The 21,781-nt window shown below is 63.9% G+C and carries 19 protein-coding genes and 1 pseudogene; 12 read left to right on the top strand and 8 right to left on the bottom strand.

The features are described from left to right. Positions 1 to 80 precede the first annotated feature (80 nt). The 4 genes from T5B8_RS04530 to T5B8_RS04515 all read right to left on the bottom strand — a co-directional run bounded on the left by T5B8_RS04530 (position 81) and on the right by T5B8_RS04515 (position 3,657). Positions 81 to 494, bottom strand: a complete 414-nt coding sequence (locus tag T5B8_RS04530) for a DoxX family protein (RefSeq protein WP_353176631.1) — start codon at positions 492 to 494, stop codon at positions 81 to 83. Between the two features lie 107 nt (positions 495 to 601). Then, complete coding sequence (locus T5B8_RS04525; protein ID WP_353176629.1) at positions 602 to 2,029, bottom strand: MATE family efflux transporter; 1,428 nt, start codon at positions 2,027 to 2,029, stop codon at positions 602 to 604. A 55-nt stretch (positions 2,030 to 2,084) separates the two neighbouring features. Beyond that, a complete protein-coding gene (locus T5B8_RS04520) occupies positions 2,085 to 2,627 on the bottom strand; it encodes an asparaginase domain-containing protein (RefSeq protein ID WP_353176627.1) in 543 nt (180 codons plus the stop codon). Between the two features lie 25 nt (positions 2,628 to 2,652). Further along, entirely contained in the window at positions 2,653 to 3,657 is a 1,005-nt protein-coding gene (locus tag T5B8_RS04515; RefSeq protein WP_353176626.1) for a zinc-dependent alcohol dehydrogenase family protein, read from the bottom strand. 275 nt (positions 3,658 to 3,932) lie between these two features. Between T5B8_RS04515 and T5B8_RS04510 the strand changes: the two genes are divergently transcribed. Together T5B8_RS04510 and T5B8_RS04505 are read left to right on the top strand one after the other, a co-directional pair. Further along, the gene (locus T5B8_RS04510) at positions 3,933 to 5,054 is read left to right on the top strand and encodes a hypothetical protein (RefSeq protein ID WP_353176624.1); all 1,122 of its coding nucleotides are present in this window, start codon (positions 3,933 to 3,935) and stop codon (positions 5,052 to 5,054) included. A gap of 45 nt (positions 5,055 to 5,099) precedes the next feature. Continuing rightward, positions 5,100 to 5,573 carry a MarR family winged helix-turn-helix transcriptional regulator gene (locus T5B8_RS04505; RefSeq protein WP_353176622.1) on the top strand — a complete coding sequence of 158 codons (474 nt, stop codon included), beginning with the start codon at positions 5,100 to 5,102 and terminating at the stop codon, positions 5,571 to 5,573. On the opposite strand, the gene T5B8_RS04500 is transcribed toward T5B8_RS04505, so the two are convergent. Then, positions 5,570 to 6,427, bottom strand: a complete 858-nt coding sequence (locus T5B8_RS04500; protein WP_353176620.1) for an EamA family transporter — start codon at positions 6,425 to 6,427, stop codon at positions 5,570 to 5,572. The two genes, T5B8_RS04505 and T5B8_RS04500, sit on opposite strands and share 4 nt — an antisense overlap. Here T5B8_RS04500 and T5B8_RS04495 point away from each other — a divergent pair. The 5 genes from T5B8_RS04495 to T5B8_RS04475 all read left to right on the top strand — a co-directional run bounded on the left by T5B8_RS04495 (position 6,426) and on the right by T5B8_RS04475 (position 10,913). Next, positions 6,426 to 6,974, top strand: a complete 549-nt coding sequence (locus tag T5B8_RS04495; RefSeq protein WP_353176619.1) for a DUF6314 family protein — start codon at positions 6,426 to 6,428, stop codon at positions 6,972 to 6,974. The genes T5B8_RS04500 and T5B8_RS04495 overlap by 2 nt on opposite strands. A gap of 33 nt (positions 6,975 to 7,007) precedes the next feature. Continuing rightward, positions 7,008 to 7,535, top strand: a complete 528-nt coding sequence (locus tag T5B8_RS04490) for a PaaI family thioesterase (protein WP_353176617.1) — start codon at positions 7,008 to 7,010, stop codon at positions 7,533 to 7,535. Then, on the top strand, positions 7,532 to 8,263 hold the full coding sequence (locus tag T5B8_RS04485) for an SDR family oxidoreductase (protein WP_353176615.1): 732 nt from the start codon (positions 7,532 to 7,534) through the stop codon (positions 8,261 to 8,263). Before T5B8_RS04490 ends, T5B8_RS04485 begins: the two co-directional genes overlap by 4 nt. Before the next feature lie 15 nt (positions 8,264 to 8,278). Continuing rightward, positions 8,279 to 8,890: a 2-hydroxychromene-2-carboxylate isomerase gene (locus T5B8_RS04480; protein ID WP_353176613.1), complete on the top strand. Its 612-nt coding sequence runs from the start codon at positions 8,279 to 8,281 to the stop codon at positions 8,888 to 8,890. 85 nt (positions 8,891 to 8,975) lie between these two features. Next, positions 8,976 to 10,913, top strand: coding sequence for a sigma-54-dependent Fis family transcriptional regulator (locus tag T5B8_RS04475; protein WP_353176612.1), 1,938 nt, complete (start codon positions 8,976 to 8,978; stop codon positions 10,911 to 10,913). Between the two features lie 84 nt (positions 10,914 to 10,997). Here the strand turns inward: T5B8_RS04475 and T5B8_RS04470 are convergent. The 3 genes and pseudogenes from T5B8_RS04470 to T5B8_RS04460 form a co-directional block, all read right to left on the bottom strand. Next, positions 10,998 to 13,069: pseudogene (locus tag T5B8_RS04470) on the bottom strand (PQQ-dependent dehydrogenase, methanol/ethanol family). 107 nt (positions 13,070 to 13,176) lie between these two features. Further along, positions 13,177 to 14,622 (bottom strand): aldehyde dehydrogenase, encoded by a 1,446-nt coding sequence (aldA, locus tag T5B8_RS04465; protein ID WP_353176610.1) that lies wholly within the window; start codon positions 14,620 to 14,622, stop codon positions 13,177 to 13,179. 399 nt (positions 14,623 to 15,021) lie between these two features. Next, complete coding sequence (locus tag T5B8_RS04460) at positions 15,022 to 16,653, bottom strand: dihydroxyacetone kinase subunit DhaK (RefSeq protein ID WP_353176608.1); 1,632 nt, start codon at positions 16,651 to 16,653, stop codon at positions 15,022 to 15,024. A gap of 171 nt (positions 16,654 to 16,824) precedes the next feature. Here T5B8_RS04460 and T5B8_RS04455 point away from each other — a divergent pair, with 171 nt between their 5' ends. The 5 genes from T5B8_RS04455 to T5B8_RS04435 all read left to right on the top strand — a co-directional run bounded on the left by T5B8_RS04455 (position 16,825) and on the right by T5B8_RS04435 (position 21,690). Continuing rightward, the gene (locus tag T5B8_RS04455) at positions 16,825 to 17,244 is read left to right on the top strand and encodes a DUF427 domain-containing protein (RefSeq protein WP_353176607.1); all 420 of its coding nucleotides are present in this window, start codon (positions 16,825 to 16,827) and stop codon (positions 17,242 to 17,244) included. 96 nt (positions 17,245 to 17,340) lie between these two features. Beyond that, positions 17,341 to 18,669 (top strand): MFS transporter, encoded by a 1,329-nt coding sequence (locus T5B8_RS04450; protein ID WP_353176606.1) that lies wholly within the window; start codon positions 17,341 to 17,343, stop codon positions 18,667 to 18,669. A 220-nt stretch (positions 18,670 to 18,889) separates the two neighbouring features. Then, on the top strand, positions 18,890 to 20,599 hold the full coding sequence (locus T5B8_RS04445) for a PilZ domain-containing protein (RefSeq protein ID WP_353176604.1): 1,710 nt from the start codon (positions 18,890 to 18,892) through the stop codon (positions 20,597 to 20,599). Positions 20,600 to 20,878: 279 nt separating this feature from the next. Beyond that, entirely contained in the window at positions 20,879 to 21,481 is a 603-nt protein-coding gene (locus tag T5B8_RS04440; protein WP_353176602.1) for a rhomboid family intramembrane serine protease, read from the top strand. Then, positions 21,478 to 21,690: a hypothetical protein gene (locus tag T5B8_RS04435; protein ID WP_353176600.1), complete on the top strand. Its 213-nt coding sequence runs from the start codon at positions 21,478 to 21,480 to the stop codon at positions 21,688 to 21,690. Before T5B8_RS04440 ends, T5B8_RS04435 begins: the two co-directional genes overlap by 4 nt. Positions 21,691 to 21,781 lie beyond the last annotated feature (91 nt).

The following is a 21,781-nucleotide window of genomic DNA, read 5'->3' as shown; positions in this document are numbered from 1 at the left end:
ATTGACGCCGATTAGGAGGAGCGGATCCATCTCATCCACCTACGCGGCCAAGCGGCCTCGGCGCGCGGCTTTACGCGCGGTTAGTAGAAATCGCCGTAGCCGCTACGCGCGCGGCGCATCGCGTAGGCGATCCACAGCAGGATGAGCAGCTGGAGCGGCAGGCGTGCATAAAGCAGCCAGGGGGCGAAATCGCTGAACTGTTCCGGGTTCTGGGCCATGTAGACATTGGCCGGGAACACGGCCAGCGTGAGCAGCAGCAGGCCAAAACCGGCCAGCCGGCGCGTACGCCGCATGAGAATGCCGATCGCGCCCAGTAGTTCGCCCAGGCCGCTGATGGCCACCATGACTGCCGGCATGGGGATATAGTCCGGCACGATGGCGAGAAAGAAATCGGGAAAGAGGAAATGCCCGATCCCGCTAGCGAGAAAGAACGCGGCGATCCCCAGCAGCGCGAGCAGGTGGGTTCTGGAATGCGTCGACAGGGCGTGACTCATGAAGGCTCTCGTGGGATCGCGAAAAACTCGGTTTGCTGACTGCATAGCCTACGCGCTGTGGGGCGCTTTGCCATGCCGATATGTACGGTGACGGCCTCGCGCCGGGGCTAGCGCAGGGTGGTGTTGGTCACGCTGCCCGGCCGATAGCGCGATACGTCGTCGGGCGCGCCGGGTTCGTCGATGACCTTGCGATGTTTCCAGCTGCCACGCGCAAACCAGATCACCACGATCACGGCGGTAAGCACATTCTGAATGGGGTAGGCAATCCAGATGCCGGTCGCGCCCAGCCCGCTGCGCTCGGCCAGTAGCCAGGCCAGCGGGAACTGCAGCATCCATTGCGATACCAGCGCGATCGCCATGGCGATGAGGGTATTGCCCGAGCCGCGAAACGCACCGGTCAGCACGATCTGCGCGCCCACCACGCCATAGGCCAGCGCCGTGATCCGGACGAACAGGCTGCCGGTTTCGATCACCGCGGGCGATTCGGGCACGAACAACGTGACGATCGAACGCGCGAAAACGAAAACCACCACGCCCACCAGCGACAGCAGCACAAAGCCGATGCCCGCACTCAGCCACGCCGTGTGCTCGGCCCGGTCGATACGTCGGGCACCGATATTCTGGCCAATCAACGCCGAGCTGGCCTGCGACAGGCCCAGCGCGGGAATGATCACGAAACTGAGCATGCGCGTGCCAATGCCGTAGGCCGCCAATGTAACCGTGCCAAAACCGGCCACCAGCACGGTCATGAGCATCAGCCCGAGCGCGCGCGTGGATTGCTCCACGGCCGCGGGCAGTCCGAGCTTGAGCAAACGCCAGATCAGGGCAAAATCGGGCACCAGATGCGTGCGCACCAGGCGAATGCCGTACAGCCCGGAAAACAGCATGGCCAGGCCCACGACCGCGGCCAATCCCTGGGTGATGACGGTGGCCAGCGCCGCGCCGCTGACGCCCATGGCCGGCACCGGCCCCCAGCCCAGAATAAACAAGGGGTCGAGCACGAAGTTCAGCGCCACCGTGCCAGTCACGATGGCCAGCGGCGTGCGCGCATCGCCCACTCCGCGCATGAGCGATTGGAAGATGACATAGGCAAACAGAAACGGCAGGCCCACGAACGACACCCGCAGATAGCGGGTCGCCATGGGCAGCACATCGTCGGTGGCGCCGAGAAACGCCACCACCGCATGCGCGCCGAGCACACCGAGCACGGCTAACACCAGCGAGATGGCCCCGACGCCGATCAGCGCCTGCGCCGAGACGCGGTTGACCATCGCGGTATCGCCACGCCCTTGGTACTGGGCCACCAGAATGGTGCCGGCGACGGCCAGGCCCAGGCCGAGCGAGAGCAGAAAGAAAATTACCGGAAAACTCAGCGATACCGCGGCTACCGCACTCGCGCCGAGCCGGCCGACCCAGAAGGTATCGATAAGCTGATAGGCGGTCTGCAACAGGTTGGCGAACACGATCGGCACCGCCAGCGAAAACAGCGCACGGACGATCGAGCCCTCGGTGAGCGCCGGTGCTACGCGGGGCATGACAGCGGAACCGGTACCGGTTGGCGGGCCGGGCGGTTGCGAAACAACGCGCGCACTAGCTGCGAGTGGTCAGCGTCAGGCGTTCGTAGTCCTTGACCACGCGCTCGCCCGCGATCACGCGCCCGTGCATGACGGCATGCACACCGGGAGCGAGCAGCCGTGCCGCCATCAAGGCCTGGGCAACATTCTGGGCACCGTCGCTGTCGGCCACACGGTAGGGCCGCATGGCGCCGGTCAGCACCACCGGTAACGTAGGCGTTGCGAGTGCGGCGTGCAGGGCCGCGGCCGTTTCCGCGAGTGTGTCCGTGCCGTGGGTGATGACCAGCGCATCGGCCGTGCCGCGTTCGCTGATCGCCGTCACCGCCGCAACGATCGCCTCGCGGTCGGCATCGGTCATGTCCAGCGAATCCTTGGCCATCAGGCGTTCGACCACCACCGAGACATCCGGCATGTCCAGGCGTTCGAGCAGGCTTTCGATGACCGGCTGATCGAGCGACAGCTGCCCGGAGCGCGCATCGTAGGTTTTTTCAATGGTGCCGCCGGTTGCCAGCAAAACCACATTGAATGGCGAGCGGTCGGTTGATGACGTTGGGTTCATTCGGATGTGCTCGTTGGGCGACGGCTCAGATCGTAACGCCGATCTTGCCGAAATGCTGGCCGCTTTCCTGATAACGGAAGGCATCCGCGAGTTCGTCCAGTGCAAAGCAGCGGTCGATAACCGGCTCGATACCGCTTGCCTCGATCGCCCGCACCATATCCTGTTGCTGGGCACGGCTGCCGACCGTGATGCCGGTCATGTTGAGGTTGGAATAGAAAAACGCGGCCGTGGGCACTTCGCCGGCCAGCCCGGTGAGCACACCGATGAGGCTGATATGCCCGCCCATGCGACAGGCGGCGATCGACTGCGCGAGCGTGCCGGGGCCGCCGATTTCCACCACGGCATCGACGCCGCGGCCGTCGGTGAGACGTTTGACCGTCTTGCCCCAGTCCGCATCCTCGGTGTAGTTGATGGTGGCATCGGCGCCCAGCGCGCGCAGGCGCTCGAGCTTGGCATCAGCGCTGGACGTGGCAATCACGCGGGCACCGGCCGCGCGCGCGAATTGCAGCGCAAAGATCGACACCCCGCCCGTGCCGAGCGTGAGTACGGTATCGCCGGGCTTGATACGCGCTTCGACCATCAACGCACGCCAGGCGGTCAGCGCCGCACAGGGCAAGGTCGCCGCCTGCTGGGCGCTGTAGCCGGCCGGGGCACGGGTAAACGCGCTCGCCGGCGCGGTGACATATTCCGCAGCCACGCCTTCGCCGCGATCGCCCGGCGTGCCATCGCGTTTGGCCGGGGTGATCGGCCCATCTTCCCAGTTGGGGAAGAAAGTCGATACCACGTGATCGCCTGTAGCGAATTCATTCACACCGGCGCCGGTTTCGACCACCTCGCCCGCGCCGTCGGACATCAACACGCGCCCGTCGGGCACGGAAATACTGCCGTTGGCCACGGCATAGTCGTGAAAATTCAGCGAACTGGCCGTGATACGTACACATACTTCGCCCGTTTCGGGCGCGCGCGGCGCGCGCTCGGCGATTTCGATACGATCCAAGCCGCCGGGCGCACGTAATACGGCTGCTTTCATGCCGGGCCTCCTTGTTTGATCAGCGGGCGGCGACACACGAACGGCGCCGTATCGCCGCGCGTTGCGACCATAGCAGTTCACCGGCGTTGCCGGGGCAAACTCACGGTGTGGCCCGAGATGTCGGGTTGAGGCCTGGACATTACGTATATCTCGCAATAACGCACGACAGCGCCTATATTGGTGCAGCGATTCGATACGAGGGGCGGATCGACTGCCATGTTTTCGCGCACTGCGAAAGTCACGATTTCAGCGTATTGCTCGTTTCGAGGTTCGGAATGTCGCCGCCCATCCTGTCTGCGCCCAATGCCTATCACGCCACGCCGCTCGAACGCTGTGCGTGGTGGCTGGCCAGCCTGTTTCTCGCCCTGTTTCTAAGCTGTCTGCGCCTGACCACCACGCGCCCGTTCGAACTCGCGACCTTCGAAAAGCTGGTCCATTTCCAGGCGGTGGAACCGTTTCAGCACCGCCTCCTGCTCCCCGCGATCGCTGCAGGCATTCAGCAGATCGCACCGGTGGGCGAAACACTGCTGTTCGCACTCATGGAGGTCGCCGGCTGGATGCTGCTCATCGCCCTGGCCTATCGCGCGCTGGTGGTGTTCGAGGTAGGACGCAGCGAACCGGTACGCCGCCTGCTCGCCTTTACCGTGCTGGTGCCCATGCTGCTGCATCTGATCGCGCCCGATCTGCAGATGGCTGCAGCCCTGTCGCTCGATCGACCGCTGCTGGATATCGGCGGCTGGACACCACGCGCAATCTTTTACTACGTCTACGATCTGCCAGCGGCCATGTTCACACTGGCACTGGTGTTGCTGATGGTGCGCCTGACCCGGGAGCCCAGCATGCGCGGCTTTGCCTGGTATCTGCTCGTCTTCGCATTAGCGACGCTCAATCGCGAAACCACGGTCTTTCTGGTGCCCGCGTTCGCGCTCGTACTCTGGCCGGTCGCGGGCCTCAAGCGAACCGCATTGATGGTGGCCGCGCAAACGCTCGTCTTTGTGGCCATTCAGATACCGCTGTCTGCGCTATTTGCCGGCAATACCAATCCGAACGCGCACCTGGGTAATACCGCCTACGAGTTTCATCTGTTCTACAACCTTGAGGCGTTGTCGAACCCGCTCTATCTGGTCACCTATCTGGCCCGCTTCACCGCCGCGCTGTATCTGCCGGTGTTGTTATGGCATCGCTATCTCGACCGCCGGCTAGCCGTGCTGCTGATCTTTTTCGCCGTGCCACTGGCGCTGGTGGCCATCGTGGTCGGGCGCATGGTCGAACAACGCATCTTCATCGAGATCGTGCCGCTGGTGTGGCTCGCGGCATTGCAGGTGATCGCCCGGCGCAGCGCCGCGCTGGACGGTCCGCAGGGCAACGCCTTTGCAGCCCATACCAAGCCAGGCTAGCCGCCGGGCGCTTGCACTGCGTTGTGGCTGGCGCACAATACGCCAATGAGCATCGTTGCCGATCGTCCCCAGGGCTGTACCAATTTCAAGCTGCACCAGCTCGGGCGTGTCGTGGCCCGGCATTACGACGATTATCTCGGCGAGGCCGGTCTCAAGGGCACCCAGTATTCTCTGCTCTCCCATATCATCGCCTTCGGCCCGCTGCGGGCCGGTGAACTGGCTCGGCGCATGCGTCTGGACAATTCAACGCTGACACGCACGCTGGCCACGCTGGAACGCCAGGGCTGGATTCGTCGTCGTGCGGGTGAGGATGCCCGCAGCCGACTGATCGAGGCCACGCCGGCCGGGCGCGCGCGCCGCGAACAGGCAAAGCAGCATTGGAAACACGCTCAGCAGGCGCTCAACGAACGCCTCGGCACCGCCGAAATCAACCAACTGCACGCGCTGCTCGATACGCTGACCGCAGCTCTGGAAGACTCGAGCGACACCGAATCGGGCCGTACCGAGCCGACCGGTTAAGTACGCGCCGGCGTTCGACGCCGGCTCAGCCACAGCGCGGCGACGATCACCAGCGCGCCGATAATCAAACGCAGCACATCGGCGTCGTGATTCCAGAAGATCAGATTCACCGCCAGCCCGGCCGGGATCAACGCGTTGTTCATGACCGCCAGGGTGCCGGCATCGACCTGGGTCGCGCCCTGATTCCAGGCATAGAAACCCAGCCCCGAGGCCATCAGACCGAGCCACAGCAACACGCCCCATTGCACCGGCGTCGACGCCAGGCGATCGGTGTCGCCCAGGGCGAGAAACAGCAGGAAGGCCAACGGCCAGGCCCCGGCAAAAAACCAGCCAAACAACGCACGTCGTGGCATGTCCGTCGGCAGTACGCGCGCCAGACGGCGGTAGGCAACCTGGCCGGCCGCGAAACACAGGTTCGCCCCCTGCACGATGAGAAAGCCGCGCCAGTAATCGGCACTGATCGGCTGGTAGCGAATCACTGCAGCACCCGCGACCGCGCCGAGCGCTGCGAGCAGGCAGCGGGCATCGAAGCGCCGCTTGAGGGCGTCGTCGAGCAGCGTGACGTAGATCGGCGTGAGGATCGTGAACAGCAAGACCTCGGGCACCGACAGCCACAGAAACGACTGATAGAAAAACACATACATCAGCCCGAGCTCGACCGCGCCCACCGCCATCAAGGCCAGGGCCAGTCGCCAGCCCAGCCCGCGAAGGCGCATCATGGGCGCAAACACCAGCAGCGCCAGCGTAATGCGCGTGAGTACCGCAAAGGTGGCATCCACCTGGCCGGACAGATAGACGCCGATCAAGCTGAAAGAAAACGCCCATAGCAGCGTCACGCCTACCAGTATCGCCATGTCCCGACTCGCCTCATCCCGTACCAATCAGCCCGCGATTATAGAGCTGCGCGAATGCCTGGCCGCCATTCGCCGGTTGCGATTTACGGCGCGGCCCGGGCCACATTCACGCACCGGTTGGGCTGGCCAGGGCGAGGCCGAGGTCCGCATCGGCGACGACGAAGACGGCCTGCGCTTTCACGAAAGCGGCACGTTCACGCCCGAAGCGAGCGGCGCGCCGGTGGCGTTTCGCAATGTCTATCGATGGCAGTGCCATGACGACCGCATCGCCCTCTGGCACGAGCGCTTCGGCCGTGAGGCGGCCGTCTGGCTGTTCGATCTCGTTGCCATACGCGCCGATGTGTTTGTCGCGGCCGACAGCCATCTGTGCGGCGCCGACCGCTATGACGCGCGGCTAACGCTCGTGGATGCCGGTTCCGATCTGTGCTGGACGATCGCCGGGCCGCACAAGGACGAAACGCTGACTTACCGCTACCGCCGTCGACTCGATCGAAGCCGTTCGTCGCAGCCGCAGCGATGCAAGATTGACCGCACCGTTATCGCCTGATACTTGTATATACAAATATCAACTGGACGCATCATGCAAACCGACCGAATCGATGACTGGCTGGCTACGGAATCCCGTCTGGACCAGGCCGCACCCACCCAGGTCGCGCCGACCGACCCCACACGCTGCAGCGGCCTGGCGCTGTTGTCATCGGCACTCGAAGGCAGCGGCCTGAATGCGCCGATTGGCCATACGCTGGATTTCCGACTGGTCGAGGTGAGCTATGGCCGCGCGGTATTCCAGGGCAAGCCGTCGCGTGCCCACTACAACCCGCTGGGCACGGTGCACGGCGGCTGGTTCGCCGCTGTGCTCGACTCTGCCGTGGGCTGTGCGGTGCACAGCACGCTGGACGCCGGGCGCGCCTATACGACCCTCGAACTGAAAGTGAACTACGTACGCGCGCTCACCGACCAGGTTACGCGGGTACGGGCGATCGGCGAGATTGTCCATGTCGGGCGTCGTGTCGCCACCGCCGAGGCCCGGCTGGTCGGGCCCGACGACACCCTCTACGCCCACGCCACGACAACCTGTCTGGTATTCGATACACAGGCCGCAGCATGAGCACGCCTCGGCGAGCGATGCTGGTGGTGGGCGCGGGCGATGCGACCGGCGGCGCCATTGCTCGACGTTTCGCGGCCGAAGGCTATGTGGCCTGCGTGGCCCGGCGCAGCGCGGCCCGTCTCGAACCGCTGGTGGCCCAGATCGAGGCCGACGGCGGCCGGGCTCGTGCCTTCGGCTGCGACGCGCGCGAAGAAGACCAGGTCGTGGCGATGGTCGACACCATCGAAAACGAGGTCGGCCCGCTCGAAGTCGCAGTCTTCAATATCGGCGGCAACGTACATTTCGGCATTACCGAAACCACCGCACGGGTCTATCACAAGGTGTGGCTGATGTCGGCCTTTGCCGGATTTCTCACCGGCCGCGAGGCCGCACGCATGATGCGCGAGCGCGAACGCGGCACCATCATCTTCACCGGTGCCACCGCCTCGATTCGCGGCGGCGCGGGCTTTTCGGCGTTTTCGGGCGCGAAGTTCGCCCTGCGCTCGCTGGCCCAGAGCATGGCGCGTGAACTCGGCCCCCAGGGCATTCACGTGGCGCATACGATCATTGACGGCGCAATCGATACGGATTTCATTCGCGAGAATTTCCCGCAACGCTATGCGCTCAAGAACAAAGCCGGCATTCTGGATCCGCGTCACATCGCCGACGCCTACTGGCAGCTGCACTGCCAACCGCGCGATGCCTGGACCCACGAACTCGATTTGAGGCCGTGGATGGAAACCTTCTAGAGAGAGAGACCGACCATGGCCGATATCCGCAGTGACAAGACCCTCGAATTCTTTTTCGACTTCGGCAGCCCGAATGCCTACCTGGCCTACGCCCAGCTGCCCGGCCTGCTCAAACGCACCGGCGCGCGCCTGGTCTGGCGCCCGATCCTGCTGGGCGCGGTGTTCAAGGCGACCAACAATCAGTCGCCCGCGATGATCGACTGCGCCTCCAAACGCGACTATCTATGGCGCGACATGCACCGCGTCGCGGAACGCCACAACATCGATTTTCACGTAAACGACGCCTTCCCGCTCAACACGATCACGCTCATGCGCGGAGCCATCGCCTATCTGGGCACGCCCCACTTCGAGCCCTACGTGCGCGCCATCTTCCGGGCAATGTGGGTGGATAACCGCGACCTCGGCGATAGCCACCAACTCAAGGCCACACTCACCGAAGCAGGCCTGGATATCGCCAACTTCGAAACCCAGGTCGAGGCCGAGGCGACTAAGCAGGCGCTGCGCGATGCCACCGACGCCGCAGTCGGTATGGGGATCTTCGGTGCACCGAGCTTCCTCGTCGACGGCGAACTGTTCTTCGGCCAGGACCGGCTGGATTTTGTGGAACAGGCACTTACCGACGCTTGAGCCACAGCCACGTGCCGGTTGCAGCCAACGCGCGTACCGGCAATAGTGGCGTGATGGATCATAAGCCGGCCGTCGGGATGCCGAAATGACACAGCCGCACAGTGAAACCGTCCGCCGGGTCATCGACTCCGGCCAGGTCGCCGCCCGCGAAAACAGCGAGCGGCTCATCCGTGAATCGTGGCTGCGCTGTGCACGCGAGTACGGCCTTCAGCCCGAGCACAACCCCGGCATTCGGAACGTAAGCGCCGCCGATCTGCGCGAGCGCCGCCAGCGAGTCGGCGAATACCTCGATATCGCCCGTACCGGCATGGACCAGCTCTATGGCCATATCGCAGGCCAGGGTTATATCACCATGCTCGCGGATAGCGACGGCATTGCCCTGGAATGCCGTGGCGGCGAGCGCGCCGACCCGGCCCTGCAGGCAGCCGGTCTGCGTGCCGGCACAATCTGGGGTGAAGCCGTGGTCGGCACCAATGGCATCGGCACCTGTATTGCCGAACGAAGAACACTGACCTGCCATCGGGCCGATCATTTCTATGCAGGCAATCTCGATCTGAGCTGTACTGCCGCACCGCTACACGACCCCTACGGTCGCGTGGCCGCGGTGCTCGATATCTCGGCGTTATCGGTCCCGGGCGCGCGTGAGGGCCAGCAACTGGCCTGGCATCTGACATCGCTATATGCGCGTCTCATCGAGGACAGTTATTTCAGCCATCATTTTCGCGATCACTGGCTGTTGCGCCTGGGCCGGAGTGCCGCATTCGTCGACAACCATGCCGACCTGATCCTGGCCCTCGATGATGACGGCATGATCGTGGGCGCGAATACCGGCGCGCGCCAGACGCTCCAGCCACCCAACGGCCAAAGCCCGCTAGGGCACGGCATCGGCGCTTTCTTTCGCGACGGCAACGCGCGCGTTCATGCACTCAAACAGGATCACGACGGCGTACGCCTGCGCAGCTGGTCCGACGACACATTCCATGCGGCGATGTCCCAACCGCGCCGCTCAAGCAAAAGCATCACACGCCCACTGCCCGCGCCCGCGCCCGCGCCCGCGCGCAGGGGCAGGCTGCAGGCCATGGCGGGTGACGACGCCCCCATGCAGCGCCTGATTGCCCAGGCAGCACGCCTGGCCGACAAGCCGATCGATCTGCTCATTCAGGGCGAAACCGGCAGCGGCAAGGAAGTGCTCGCACGCGCATTACACGACGCCAGCAGCCGCTCGAGCGCGGCCTTCGTGGCGATCAACTGCGCTGCCCTGCCCGAGTCGCTGATCGAAAGCGAGCTGTTCGGCTATGCACCCGGCACATTTACCGGCGCACGCCAACACGGCATGAAGGGCCTGCTGCAACAGGCACATGGCGGCACCCTGTTCCTGGACGAGATAGGCGACATGCCGGTGGCGCTACAGACACGCCTGCTCCGCGTGCTGGCCGAACGCGAGGTATTGCCGCTGGGCAGCGATACGCCCGTCGCGCTGGACGTGCGCGTGATCACCGCGACGCATCGTGATCTCACCACGCTGGTCGCGGCAGGGACCTTTCGCGAGGATCTCTACTACCGCCTGGCCGGCGGCACCTTATCGCTGCCTGCGCTGCGCCAACGCAGCGATCTCGACTGGCTTATCGACCGCCTGCTTGAACACGAAGCCGAGGCGCTGGGTTGCCGCGCCCGCCTAAAGCCGGGCGTACGCGAGCGGCTGCTTGCCCATGACTGGCCAGGCAACATACGCGAGCTGCGTAATGTATTGCGCTTCGCGCTTGCGCTGGCCGACGACGACGGCATCGATATGGCAGATCTACCGGCCGCGCTATCGACGGCCGATACGACCGTTGTGCCCGACGAACGAGCCACGCTGCCCGCCGACGAACAGCCCGGCACACCGCGTGAACATCTACTCGCCCATCTGCGCGAGCACAACTGGAATATCGCCCGGGTGGCGCGTGATCTGTCCGTCGCCCGTTCGACCATCTATCGGCGCATGGCCCGCCTGCAAATCGTCGATCCCAAATACCGGCACTAGAAGCAGCGGTTCCAGCCATGCTGTACGCATGAAAAAGGCCGCGTCGGATGACGCGGCCTGTGTTGCTACGACAGCAACGCGCCTTTACTGGTCGTCGCCGTATTCCTCGTCGAGCAGATCATTGGCCCGCTTGATGAGATAGGCATGGATCTTGTCGATCTCGGCCGGCTCGAGCACCTCGGCATAGGACGGCATGCCCTTGCTCAAACGCGCACCCATCACGATCGCCTTGAAATGATCGTGGGTATCGGCCGACAGACGCCGTAGATCGGGCGTTACGCCACCGCTGGCGGCGTTCATGCCGTGACACTGGCTGCAGTGGCCATTCATCAGGTCCTTGCCTTCGGCAATGTCTGCCGCGCTTGCCGTCTGCTTCGGCGGCTCAGGCTTGGCCAGCGGCGGGAAGTTCGGCTCCGCCAGTTTTTCGTCGCCACCGATCTTGAACGTCAGCACCTCGGCATAAGGACGCACGCCCGCATTCTTGGATTGACCGCCCGCGAAGGTGGAGAACGCACCGCCCCAGCCGACCATGAAGGTGACGTACTGTTCGCCGCCGGCCTTGTAGGTGACCGGCGCAGCCATCACGCCGCTGTTCGCCGGCGATTCCCACAGCTTCTTGCCGTCGGTGGCGCGATAGGCAACCACACGCCCGTCGGCCGTGCCCTCGAACACGAGGTTGCCCGCCGTCGAGAGCGTGCCGCCGTTGAAAATGGTCTTGTGCGGTACCTCCCAGACCTTTTCCTGCTTGACCGGGTCCCAGGCCAGCAGGCCGCCGGTCCAGCGATCGGCCCAGGACTGCATTTCCTCGGCGTCGTCGGACATGGCCGCGGCCTTGGTGCCGAGCTGGTAGAACCCCTTCTGCGGCGTCCATTCCGGATCACGCACGTCTTCGTAGGTCACCTCGAAGTAGTGCTTGGGAATATAGACCAGACCCGTGTTCGGGTTGTAGGACATCGGCTGCCAGTCGTGACCACCCCAGAAGCCGGGCTGTACGACGACCGGACCGTCCTGTTCCCAGTACTTGGCATGGTCGGTAAACACCGGACGACCGGTTTCCAGGTCCACTTTTTCGGCCCAGTTGACCGGCGCATATTTCTCGGCCGAAATCACCTTGCCGGTCTTGCGGTCGAGCACGTAGAAGAAGCCGTTCTTGGCGCCTGCATGATCACTTCACGCTGCTCGCCGTCGATTTCGAGATCGGCCAGGATCATGTGCTGGGTCGCGGTGTAGTCCCAGGCATCGCCGGGCGTGGTCTGGTAATGCCAGACATACTCGCCGTTGTCCGGGTTGATGGCCAGAATCGACGACAGGAACAGGTTGTCGCCCTTGGCATCGGAGCGTGCCTTGTAGTTCCACATCGAGCCGTTGCCTACACCGACATAGAGCAGGTTCAGGTCGGGGTCGTAGGCCATGGAATCCCAGGCCGTGCCGCCGCCGCCCTGCTCGATCCAGGCATCGCCGTGCCAGGTCTTGGCCGCCATTTCGAGGGCTTCGTTTTCCTGCGGTTCGGCCGGGTCGCCGGGCACCGTGAAAAAGCGCCAGGCCTTGTCGCCCGTTTCCGTATCGTAGGCGGTGATATAGCCGCGTACGCCAAATTCGGCGCCGCTGTTGCCGATGATGACCTTGTCCTTGACGATACGCGGCGCGCCGGTAATGCCGTAGCTGCGATCGTGGTCGATGATGGTATCCACCGACCAGACTTCCTTGCCGCTGGCAGCGTCGATGGCCACCATGCGCCCGTCCAGCGTGCCCAGAAAGACCTTGCCTTTCCATACCGCCACGCCGCGGTTGACCACACCACAGCAAAAGCTTGCCGCCTTGGTGCGATCGACCTTCGGGTCGTGTTTCCACAGGAGCTCGCCCGAAGCGGCATCGAAGGCGTACACGATGCTGTAGGCACCGGTGGTATACATCACGCCGTCGACCACGATCGGCGTCGCTTCGACGCCGCGATCGACGTCCAGCTTGTACTGCCAGGCCAGGCCGAGCTCGTCGACGTTGTCGTCGTTGATTTCGTCAAGCGGGCTGTAGCGCTGCTCGTCGTAGGTCCGGCCCGTGCTCATCCAGTTGCCGGGTTCCTTGTCGGCCTTGATGATGCGCTCGCCGTCGACATCGGCCGGCCCGCGTGTACCGCTGCCGGTTTCGGCGAAAGCCATGGGCTGGCAGAACGCGAACAGCGCCAATGCCAGGCCGGCACGCCGGTGCCAGGCGAGCGTGGAATTGAATCGTGTCGTTTTCATTGTGTTTGTTCTCCTCGGTGCGGTTAGCCGTGCTGCATGTAGACGATGTGCGTCTCCATGAACTCGTAGAGGCCGTGCTTGCCGTCGGCACCGCCGATGCCGGACTTGCGACGGCCGGCATGAAAGCCCTGCATGGCCTCGAAATTCTCGCGGTTGATATAGGTTTCGCCGTACTGCAACCCGCGTACTGCCTGCATCGCGGCGTTGATGTTGGTGGTGTAGATGGACGAGGTCAGGCCGTAGTCGGAATCGTTGGCGAGCGCGATGGCTTCATCCAGTGAATCGACGGTCTGCATGGGCAGCACCGGGCCGAAGATTTCGTCGCGCATGATCGCCATGTCAGCCCGGCAATCGGTCAGCAGCGTGGGCAGATAGTGATAACCCTGGCCCAGGTCGGCCGTGCTGCCGCCGGTCACCACCGTGGCGCCGTCGGCCTTGGCCTGCTCGACCATGGCAGCGACCTTGTCCAGCCCGGCTCGGTTGATGAGCGGGCCCATGTCCAGCTCGTTTTCGACCGACGGATCGCCGTAGCGCGTTGCCTTGAGATGAGCCGCGATCTTTTCTGCCAGCTGCTCGGCCACGCGCTTCTCGACATAGACGCGCTCGGCGCAGTTGCAGACCTGGCCGGTGTTGATGGTGCGCGAATCACAGATCGCCTTCGCTGCCAGGTCGAGATCGGCATCGGCGAGCACGATCGCGGGCGCCTTGCCGCCGAGTTCGAGGTTCACCCGGGTGAGGTTTTTCGCCGCCGTGGCCATGATGCGCGAACCGGTGGCCACGCTGCCGGTAAAGGTGATAAGGCGCACATCAGGGTGGGCACACAGCGCATCGCCGGTGCTCGCACCGCGGCCGCCCACCAGATTGAAGACGCCGGCGGGCAGATCGGTTTCGGCAACCAGCTTCGCGAACGCATAGGCATTGAGCGGCGTTTCCTCGCTGGGCTTGATGACCACGGTGTTGCCGGTCACCAATGCCGGCGCCATCTTGCGGGCGATCAGAAAGAACGGGAAATTCCAGGGCAGGATGCCGGCCACCACGCCCACGGGCTTGCGCAGCAAAAAGATGCTTTCGCCCGCCCGGTCACTTTCGATGACCTCGCCCTCGATACGACGGGCCCACTCGGCCATGTAGTCGATATAGTCGGCGGTGAAATTGACTTCCACCTCGGCGAGCGCCCGTACCTTGCCTTGCTCGCGCACGATGATGTCGGCGAACTCGGCGACCCGTTCGCGCAGCCTGGCGCTGATCTGGCGCAGGTAACCGGCGCGCTCGATCGCCGGGCGCTTTTCCCAGGCCGGCTGGGCGCGACGCGCGGCAGCCACGGCCGTATTCACGACGTCCGCGTCGCTGTCCGGAATATGACCGATGGTGGCCTGGGTGGCCGGATTCTCGACCGCGATCGACTCGCCGCGGGCAGCGACGAAACGGCCGTCGATAAAGTTCTGCTCGGATTCTGCCGGCTTGCTCATGAATAGCGCTCCTTGTCGTAAGAAGACGCTCGAGGCCGGTCGTCGACGCCACGCCGATACACGATGCGCCGACTGCTATCGCAGCCGAACCGACATCGCGTGGGCACGCCGTTTTGGGTATCTCCTCGAACGCCATTTTTATGCGGCTGTCATGCAGGCCGCGTTTTATTGACGAGGGCAGGAGCAAGGCGCGTGCCAGCGTATTCGCGCACGAATGGCGCGCCCGGCAGCCGCGACGAAAATCGCCTTAGCTTTCTGTTTTAATAAGAGTTTTACAGGAAACGTGTATCAGCAGGCGAGCTCCACCGCAGGCATATCAGCACGCGACAACTGTTGCATCGCGACAACCGGCACGCTTCATCTGTTGCGCCTCATGCAACAGATGAAGCACCGGCCGAGCTAGCCTTCGGCCAGTCGCTCCCAGACGCGGGCGATCGCCTCCGCGCCGGGGTCGGTGAGATCGCGCAGGGCGTTTTCGGGCACATAGGCCGAGCGCCCCGCGCCGGCGTGGGTCATGGCGCGGGTGGCATCGGCGCCGTCGCGGGCGGCCTGGGCGGCTGCCGTCAGATCGTGACCTTCGGCCAGCGCCTCGACGGCGGGAATCAGCGCATCGAGCAAGGTGCGATCGCCCTGGGTGGCGCCGCCATAATGCTGCATGCGCTCGATACCGCGCGCGAGGGCGGCGGGCCAGTCGCTGCCCTCGGCCAGCGCCGCGCCCGTGGCGGTACACAGAATCGACAGCAGCACGCCACTGGAGCCGCCCATATCGCGGGCGAGTATTTCGCCGAGTTCGTAGGCCAGACGGGCCTCGTCGCCACTGGAAAGCGCCCCTGCGCTCAGGGCCTCGCCGATCGCCCGGGCACCGGCGGCAAACGTCGTGCCGGTATCGCCGTCGCCGGCCTTGGCATCGAGTGCGTCGAGTTCGTCCCGGGATTCGATCAGCCGTTGTACGACGTGTTCGATACGCTGTTCGCGTGCCGAATCGCGTTCGCCCACGGGTTCGTCCGAGCGCACGCTCAATTCGACGTCGAAGGTTTCGATGTCGCGCGGTTGATACAGGCCCGGCCAGGCGGTGGCCGACACCGGCGATTGCAGCGCTTCGACGAAGTCGTCTTCGGCGGCCAGCAGCGTGACCGAAAAACCGTGCATGTCCATCGAGGTCATCAACGGCGCGGGGGCGACGACCTGGGCAACGCGCTCGGCGGGCAGACGAGCGAGCAATTCGTTGAGCAATACGCCCATTTCCTGGGTCGCGCAGCTGCCGAGATTGTTGAGCATGACGATCAGCGGCGAGGTATCGTCGCTGCGTTCGGCAAGCGCGGCCAGCAACGGGTCGAGTACGAGCTGCATGGCGTCGCCGGCATCGTCGGGGTCGACTTCACGTACGCCGGGCTCGTTGTGGATGCCCAGCCCCAACTCGGCGGCGCGCCGATCGATGGCATGGCCGGGCAGCGTGCAGCTGGATAACGACAGCCCGATCGAGCACAGCCCGTCGCATACGCGCTGGGCGATCTCGGCAACCGTATCCAGATCGGCACCCGTGGCCGCGTAGTGGCCGGCGATCTTGTGCACGAGCACGGTACCGGCCAGACCGCGTTTCTGCTGAGCCTCAGGCAGCGCGATATCGTCGGCCACGATCACGCTGCGTACGCGATAGCCTTCGCGCGCGGCGCGTTCCGCGGCCAGCCCGAAATTGAGCCGATCGCCGGTGTAGTTCTTGATGACCAGCAGACAGCCGGCCTCGCCACAGGTGGCACGAATGGCGGCCAGTACGGCTTCGACACTGGGCGAGGTGAACACATCACCCGCGATCGCGCCGGCGAGCATGCCGGCGCCGACAAAGCCCGCATGCGCGGGTTCGTGCCCGGCCCCGCCGCCCGACAGGACCGCGACCCGCGACTTGTCCCAGTCGCGATCGACCACGACACGGACCCCGTGGGCCGGCGCGCTGCGTTTGATCGGCGCGATACGCGCCAGGCCGTCGATCACTTCGTCGACTACGCGTTCGGGGGCGTTATAAAAGAAATCCATTGCTCATTCCTTGCCAGATTCAAAGACCATCGGCGCACCGACACAGCACGCGCCGCGGTCGCCGCCAGGCCGGCTATCGGGCCGCACCACGCGGTTGTATTGTGCCCATCTTTGCCTCGTCATCGAAATTTCATCTGTCTTGCTTGATTTGTGCTGCCAAGGCACCAGATCATGCGCTCCCGACAGGGTGCGCCTTTACGCCAGATCAACCACCTGCGCCAGGCAATGGGAGCCCTCATGGCCGCCTATTTCGACGACCGCATCGAACTGCATCCATACGAACAGCCACTGTGCGTTCGTGTGGGTACACGCGTGATCGGCCGTACCAATATGGCCCTGCGGCTGAGCGAGCGCGGCTATGCCGATCGCTTCTATCTGCCGTGGCAGGCGATCGAGGCCGGGGTTTTGCAGCGTTCGCACAAACAGACCCATTGCCCGTACAAGGGCGATACCTGCTACTACCATGTCGTGGTCGATGGCGCGTGCTACACGGATGCCGGCTGGGTCTATCCGCAGCCGCGCCCGGAAATGGCGGCCATCGCCGGGCGTATCGCCTTCGATCATCCGCAGCTGGTGATCGAACCCGCCTGACGGGCCAGCGTGCTCGCCGGTGGCGCTCCACAGTCCTCGGCGCTTGCCCGAGGCGTTGAACCTTAAATCTTTTTTGTTCGTTGTTTCGGTGTTTCGATGACGCGTTTGGCCACTTCTCTGATCGCTCTGATCGCCAGCATCGCGCTGCTGGTCAGCGGTAACGCATTCCTGATGACGCTGCTGGGCCTGCGCCTGAGCATGGAGAACTTTTCCACCAGCCTGATCGGCTGGATTCTGGTGTGTTATTCGGTGGGCTTCACGCTGGGCACCGTGTTCGCCGAACGGGTGGTCGAACGGGTCGGCCATATCCGCGCCTTTGCAGTGTTCGCGGCTGCGCTGGCGGTGACCATCCAGATCTATCCGTTGGCTGTGAACGCACCACTCTGGGCGGCGCTGCGTGCCTTTGCCGGCTTCGCCATGGCCGGGCTGATGATCGTGATGGAAAGCTGGTTTTCGAGCCGGGCGACCAACGACAACCGGGCGCGACTGTTCGCGATTTACCAGATCGTGTTCTTCCTCTCGACCGCCTCGGGCCAGCTGCTGATCAATGTCAGTTCGCCGGAAAACGTGTTTCCGTTCACGCTCGCGGCCATGCTGGTAACCGTGGCGGTGATCCCGTTGTCGCTTACCCGCATGCATGCGCCGGCGGTCGAAGATGCCGAACGCCTGTCGCTGATCTCGCTCTATCGCATTTCGCCGGTGGGGGTGAGCGGCGCGCTGGTGGCCGGGCTGCTGGTGAACGCCTTCTATGCCATGGCACCGGTCTATGCCGACCGTATCGGCCTGGATACCGACCGGCTGTCGTTGTTCATGGCCAGCGCAATCGTGGGCGCGATGCTGCTGGCGTGGCCGATCGGGCGGCTGTGTGATCGCTTCAACCGGCGGCGTGTACTCATGGCGGTGCTCGCGGTCGCCGCGCTCACGAGTGCCGTGATTCCGTTTCTCGGCGATACCCATGCCGTGGTGCTGATCGCGGTGGTCGGGCTGTATATGGGCCTGTCGGCAGCGCTGTATCCGGTATCGGTGGCAATCACCAACGACCAGATGCCCAGTCACCGTATTACCGCGGCCAGTACCACGCTGCTGTTGGCCTATGGCATCGGCAGCTGTATCGGCCCGGTCGTGGCCGCGACGGCCATGGACGAATTCGGCCCGAACGGGCTGTTTTACAGCAATACCGGCTTTCTGATCGTGCTCGGCGTTTATCTGCTCTATCGGTTGCAGCACCGTGCCGATGTGCCTGCCGAGGAGCGCGTGGATTACTACACCACCTCCCCCCAGGGCGGGCATCATCTGTATGCCCTGGACCCGCGCAATACCGATTTCAAACCCCGGGGCAAAAGCGCACGCGCGGCCGGTATGCGTATCGGGCGTACCGTGTTCGGTGCCGCCGGGCGTGCCCATGCCGCTACACGGGGGCGGTGAGTGCGGCCTCGGCCGGAGCCGGCAGACCAATGGGCTTCGCCTTCATTGGCGAAATGCGTTTGAAAAACGATGCGGCGGCGATTGGCATACGCTGCATCGATGCGATCGATGCGTTAGCGTATTGATAATAATAAATGTGTTCTGGCGCTCAACCATCGGCGTGGGTTGCCGATAAGGCGCATACGGCGCAACGTATCGACCCACCTCAATCAGGCCCCGCATGGAAGTGACGGACGCTCCCCGCATTGAAATCAACGATGGCGACCGTGTTGCCAACGCCTTCGAAACCCTGCAGCAGCGTCACTACAGTGACCTGCGCCTGGAATGCGTGGCCACCGGCGAGCGTTTCGATATCGACGACTTCCGTGTCGAAGCCGGCTGCGAACGTATTCGGCTGACGATCGATGTGCTCGGCCTGGCCCGGGATCGGTTCGCGGCCGGCGTACGCCTGCACGCCAGTCTGGGCGTGGAAGCGCTGCTGTTTACGGGCATCGAGGTCCAGCAATTCAGTATCGAGGCCGATCCGCCGGAACTGATCATTGCCAAACCCGAACGGGTGTATGTCTCGAACAAGCGCGAATCCACCCGCATTCGCCTGGTTCGCGGCATGCGCGCACTGGTGCAGCTGCAGGTGTATGAAGACCGCAACCCGATCGATGCGCGGCTGATGGATCTATCGCTGGGCGGCTGCGGTATCGAGATCGCACTGCGCACGGGCATGCTGCTCGAATGCGGCCAGCAGGTCGCGGCGTTGTTCATCGAATTCCCCAACGGCACGCGCTCGTCGCTGGCGGCCGTGGTGCGCCACGTGCAGATGGCCGAGCGCAATGCGCATGCCTATGTCGGTTTTTCCTTCGTTCAGCGCGACGGCAATCGCTTGAGCGAGGTGCCGGTCTGGCTGCGCGAAATGGAACGCGAGATCGCGTTTCGGGCCGGCCAGGGTCGCAACCACATGATCCAGCCATCGCGGCTGTTCATTGGCGGCACCGAGTCGCCCGTGGCCATCCGTCTGGATCAACAGGAAAAAACGCCCTACGCCCGTACCACCGCGATGGTCGGTCCGCTACGCGATATCGCCCACAAGCTGGGCGTCACGGCAATCGCATTGCGCCACGGCCGGGCGTTGCCGATCGACGCACTCTATGAGTGTGCCGATACGCTCTGCCAACTGCTCGAACAGGATCGCCCGACCTTTCTCTATGCGCTGTGCTGTCTGAGCGAACAACCGGCATTGTTGCACCACTGTATCGTCGTGGCGGGCCGGCTGGCGGATCTCGTCCAGGGCGAGGAAACGCTGGCCCGCAACCTGCGCGATATCGTGGTGGCCGCGCTCGTACACGATCTGGGCAATATCCGTCAGGCCGGGCCACAGACCGCATCGGCCGATACGTTGATCACCGATCCGAGCGCCCCCACCAACAGCCATCACGAACTCATCGAAGCACTCGGCTCGGCTGGCTCCTGGGCCGCCAGCGGCGCCCGGCGCGCGATCATCGAATGTCTGAATTCGACCGATGTCGATATCAGCGGGCTGCCGGTTGCGCTGGCGTCGCTGGCCCGGGCCGCGCGTATTGTCGATCTCATCGAGGTCAAGAGCCGGGGCGGTATCGGCAACCATGAAGCCGCCGCGCCGCTGCAGGTCTTTCGCTCGCTCTATCACAGCTGCAACGACGACGAACGCGAGTGGCTGAAACGCTATATGAAGCGTCAGGGCATCTATCCGATCGGCAGCCTGGTGCATTGTTCGAGCGGTTTTCTGGCCTGGGTGCTGCAGTTGGGCGAAGACGGCCAGCCCTCGCGCATACGCGTGGTACGCAGCCTGCAAAACCCGCGCCGGCTCAACCAGATTCTCGGGCGCGCGGATTTTTCGCAGATCGGCAAGATCGACGAACCGGCGCTACCCCAGCGCTTCGGGCTGTCGCCCTTCTAGAGAATCTCTGCACAACCTGTCGTGATCGCGCCGGCGTGCTTAGCGCGTGGCTTGCAAACACCGGTTGGCATAGCGTGCTGGTTGCACAGTGAGCTAAGCCGTCACGCCAACCAGGCGCGCGCAAAGCCGGCGGCCCGTCCATGGTTCGGCCTCGACCGCGAGCCGCGAGCGGTCATACGGACATTCCCTAAGCAACCTGGACGGCGCGGTCACGCGCCTGAATGAAAGCACGGGCTATCATGTCGGGCTCGGCTTGACCTGGTTCGTCAAAGGATTTCGATGATCGTTACTATTTTGCTGATCGCGGTGACCTGTGCGGTTTCTTTCACCGCCTTCCAGAATCGCGACATGATGGAGCGGCTGATCTTCTGGCCGCCGGCGGTCAATCGCGGCGAATACCAGCGCCTGCTCACCCACGGCTTCATCCATGCCGACGGTCAGCATCTGCTGTTCAACATGATCACGCTGTTCTTTTTCGGACGCGCGATCGAAGGCTTTTTCGAACGCTATATCGGTAGCGTCGGCTTCGCGCTGTTCTATCTGGTCGGTGTGGTAGTCGCCATCATTCCCAGCTACCTGCAGCATCGCAACGACAGCCGCTACCGCAGCCTGGGCGCCTCCGGGGCAGTTTCGGCGGTGTTGTTCGCCTTTATCCTGATCGACCCCTGGTCGACGATCTGGGTGTTGTTCTTTCCCATGCCGGCGATCGTCTATGCCGTGCTGTTCACCGCCTACGGCCTGTATGCCGGACGGCTCGGCCACGATCACATCAACCACAGCGCGCATCTGTGGGGCGCGGGCTACGGGCTGCTGTTCTCGCTGTGCATGGAGCCGCGGCTGGCCGGCGTGTTCATGCAGAACATCATGCAACCGTTTTCATGAAACTGCTGCTCGGGCTGCTGTTGTGTGCGTTTCTGGGTTGGGTCGTCGTCAGCCTGCTGATCGCGCGGCTGCGGCGTATGCGCGGCGATCCGGTACCCGAACCCCGCGGCCCGCGTACGATCACCATCGTGTGTATCGCGCTGGTCGCAATCTATGCGCTGCTTGTGCTCTGGCGTGTCTATAACGACGGATTCTCGGCCTTCAGCTGAAGGCAATCACTTGAGAAATCTCTGCACAACCTGTCGGGGTTATGCAGAAATCCCGCAAAAATCGCTTGAGCCATGCGCGGTTGTGGCTATA

Origin of the sequence: Salinisphaera sp. T5B8, from assembly GCF_040361255.1 — a bacterium.
Lineage (GTDB): Bacteria > Pseudomonadota > Gammaproteobacteria > Nevskiales > Salinisphaeraceae > Salinisphaera.
This window is presented reverse-complemented; position numbering and strand designations above follow the sequence as displayed.

Coding starts and splice junctions, on each gene's coding strand:
- T5B8_RS04530 (WP_353176631.1), bottom strand. CDS start 494: ATGAGTCACGCCCTGTCGACGCATTCCAGAACCCACCTGCTCGCGCTG.
- T5B8_RS04525 (WP_353176629.1), bottom strand. CDS start 2,029: ATGCCCCGCGTAGCACCGGCGCTCACCGAGGGCTCGATCGTCCGTGCG.
- T5B8_RS04520 (WP_353176627.1), bottom strand. CDS start 2,627: ATGAACCCAACGTCATCAACCGACCGCTCGCCATTCAATGTGGTTTTG.
- T5B8_RS04515 (WP_353176626.1), bottom strand. CDS start 3,657: ATGAAAGCAGCCGTATTACGTGCGCCCGGCGGCTTGGATCGTATCGAA.
- T5B8_RS04510 (WP_353176624.1), top strand. CDS start 3,933: ATGTCGCCGCCCATCCTGTCTGCGCCCAATGCCTATCACGCCACGCCG.
- T5B8_RS04505 (WP_353176622.1), top strand. CDS start 5,100: ATGAGCATCGTTGCCGATCGTCCCCAGGGCTGTACCAATTTCAAGCTG.
- T5B8_RS04495 (WP_353176619.1), top strand. CDS start 6,426: ATGTCCCGACTCGCCTCATCCCGTACCAATCAGCCCGCGATTATAGAG.
- T5B8_RS04500 (WP_353176620.1), bottom strand. CDS start 6,427: ATGGCGATACTGGTAGGCGTGACGCTGCTATGGGCGTTTTCTTTCAGC.
- T5B8_RS04490 (WP_353176617.1), top strand. CDS start 7,008: ATGCAAACCGACCGAATCGATGACTGGCTGGCTACGGAATCCCGTCTG.
- T5B8_RS04485 (WP_353176615.1), top strand. CDS start 7,532: ATGAGCACGCCTCGGCGAGCGATGCTGGTGGTGGGCGCGGGCGATGCG.
- T5B8_RS04480 (WP_353176613.1), top strand. CDS start 8,279: ATGGCCGATATCCGCAGTGACAAGACCCTCGAATTCTTTTTCGACTTC.
- T5B8_RS04475 (WP_353176612.1), top strand. CDS start 8,976: ATGACACAGCCGCACAGTGAAACCGTCCGCCGGGTCATCGACTCCGGC.
- aldA (WP_353176610.1), bottom strand. CDS start 14,622: ATGAGCAAGCCGGCAGAATCCGAGCAGAACTTTATCGACGGCCGTTTC.
- T5B8_RS04460 (WP_353176608.1), bottom strand. CDS start 16,653: ATGGATTTCTTTTATAACGCCCCCGAACGCGTAGTCGACGAAGTGATC.
- T5B8_RS04455 (WP_353176607.1), top strand. CDS start 16,825: ATGCGCTCCCGACAGGGTGCGCCTTTACGCCAGATCAACCACCTGCGC.
- T5B8_RS04450 (WP_353176606.1), top strand. CDS start 17,341: ATGACGCGTTTGGCCACTTCTCTGATCGCTCTGATCGCCAGCATCGCG.
- T5B8_RS04445 (WP_353176604.1), top strand. CDS start 18,890: ATGGAAGTGACGGACGCTCCCCGCATTGAAATCAACGATGGCGACCGT.
- T5B8_RS04440 (WP_353176602.1), top strand. CDS start 20,879: ATGATCGTTACTATTTTGCTGATCGCGGTGACCTGTGCGGTTTCTTTC.
- T5B8_RS04435 (WP_353176600.1), top strand. CDS start 21,478: ATGAAACTGCTGCTCGGGCTGCTGTTGTGTGCGTTTCTGGGTTGGGTC.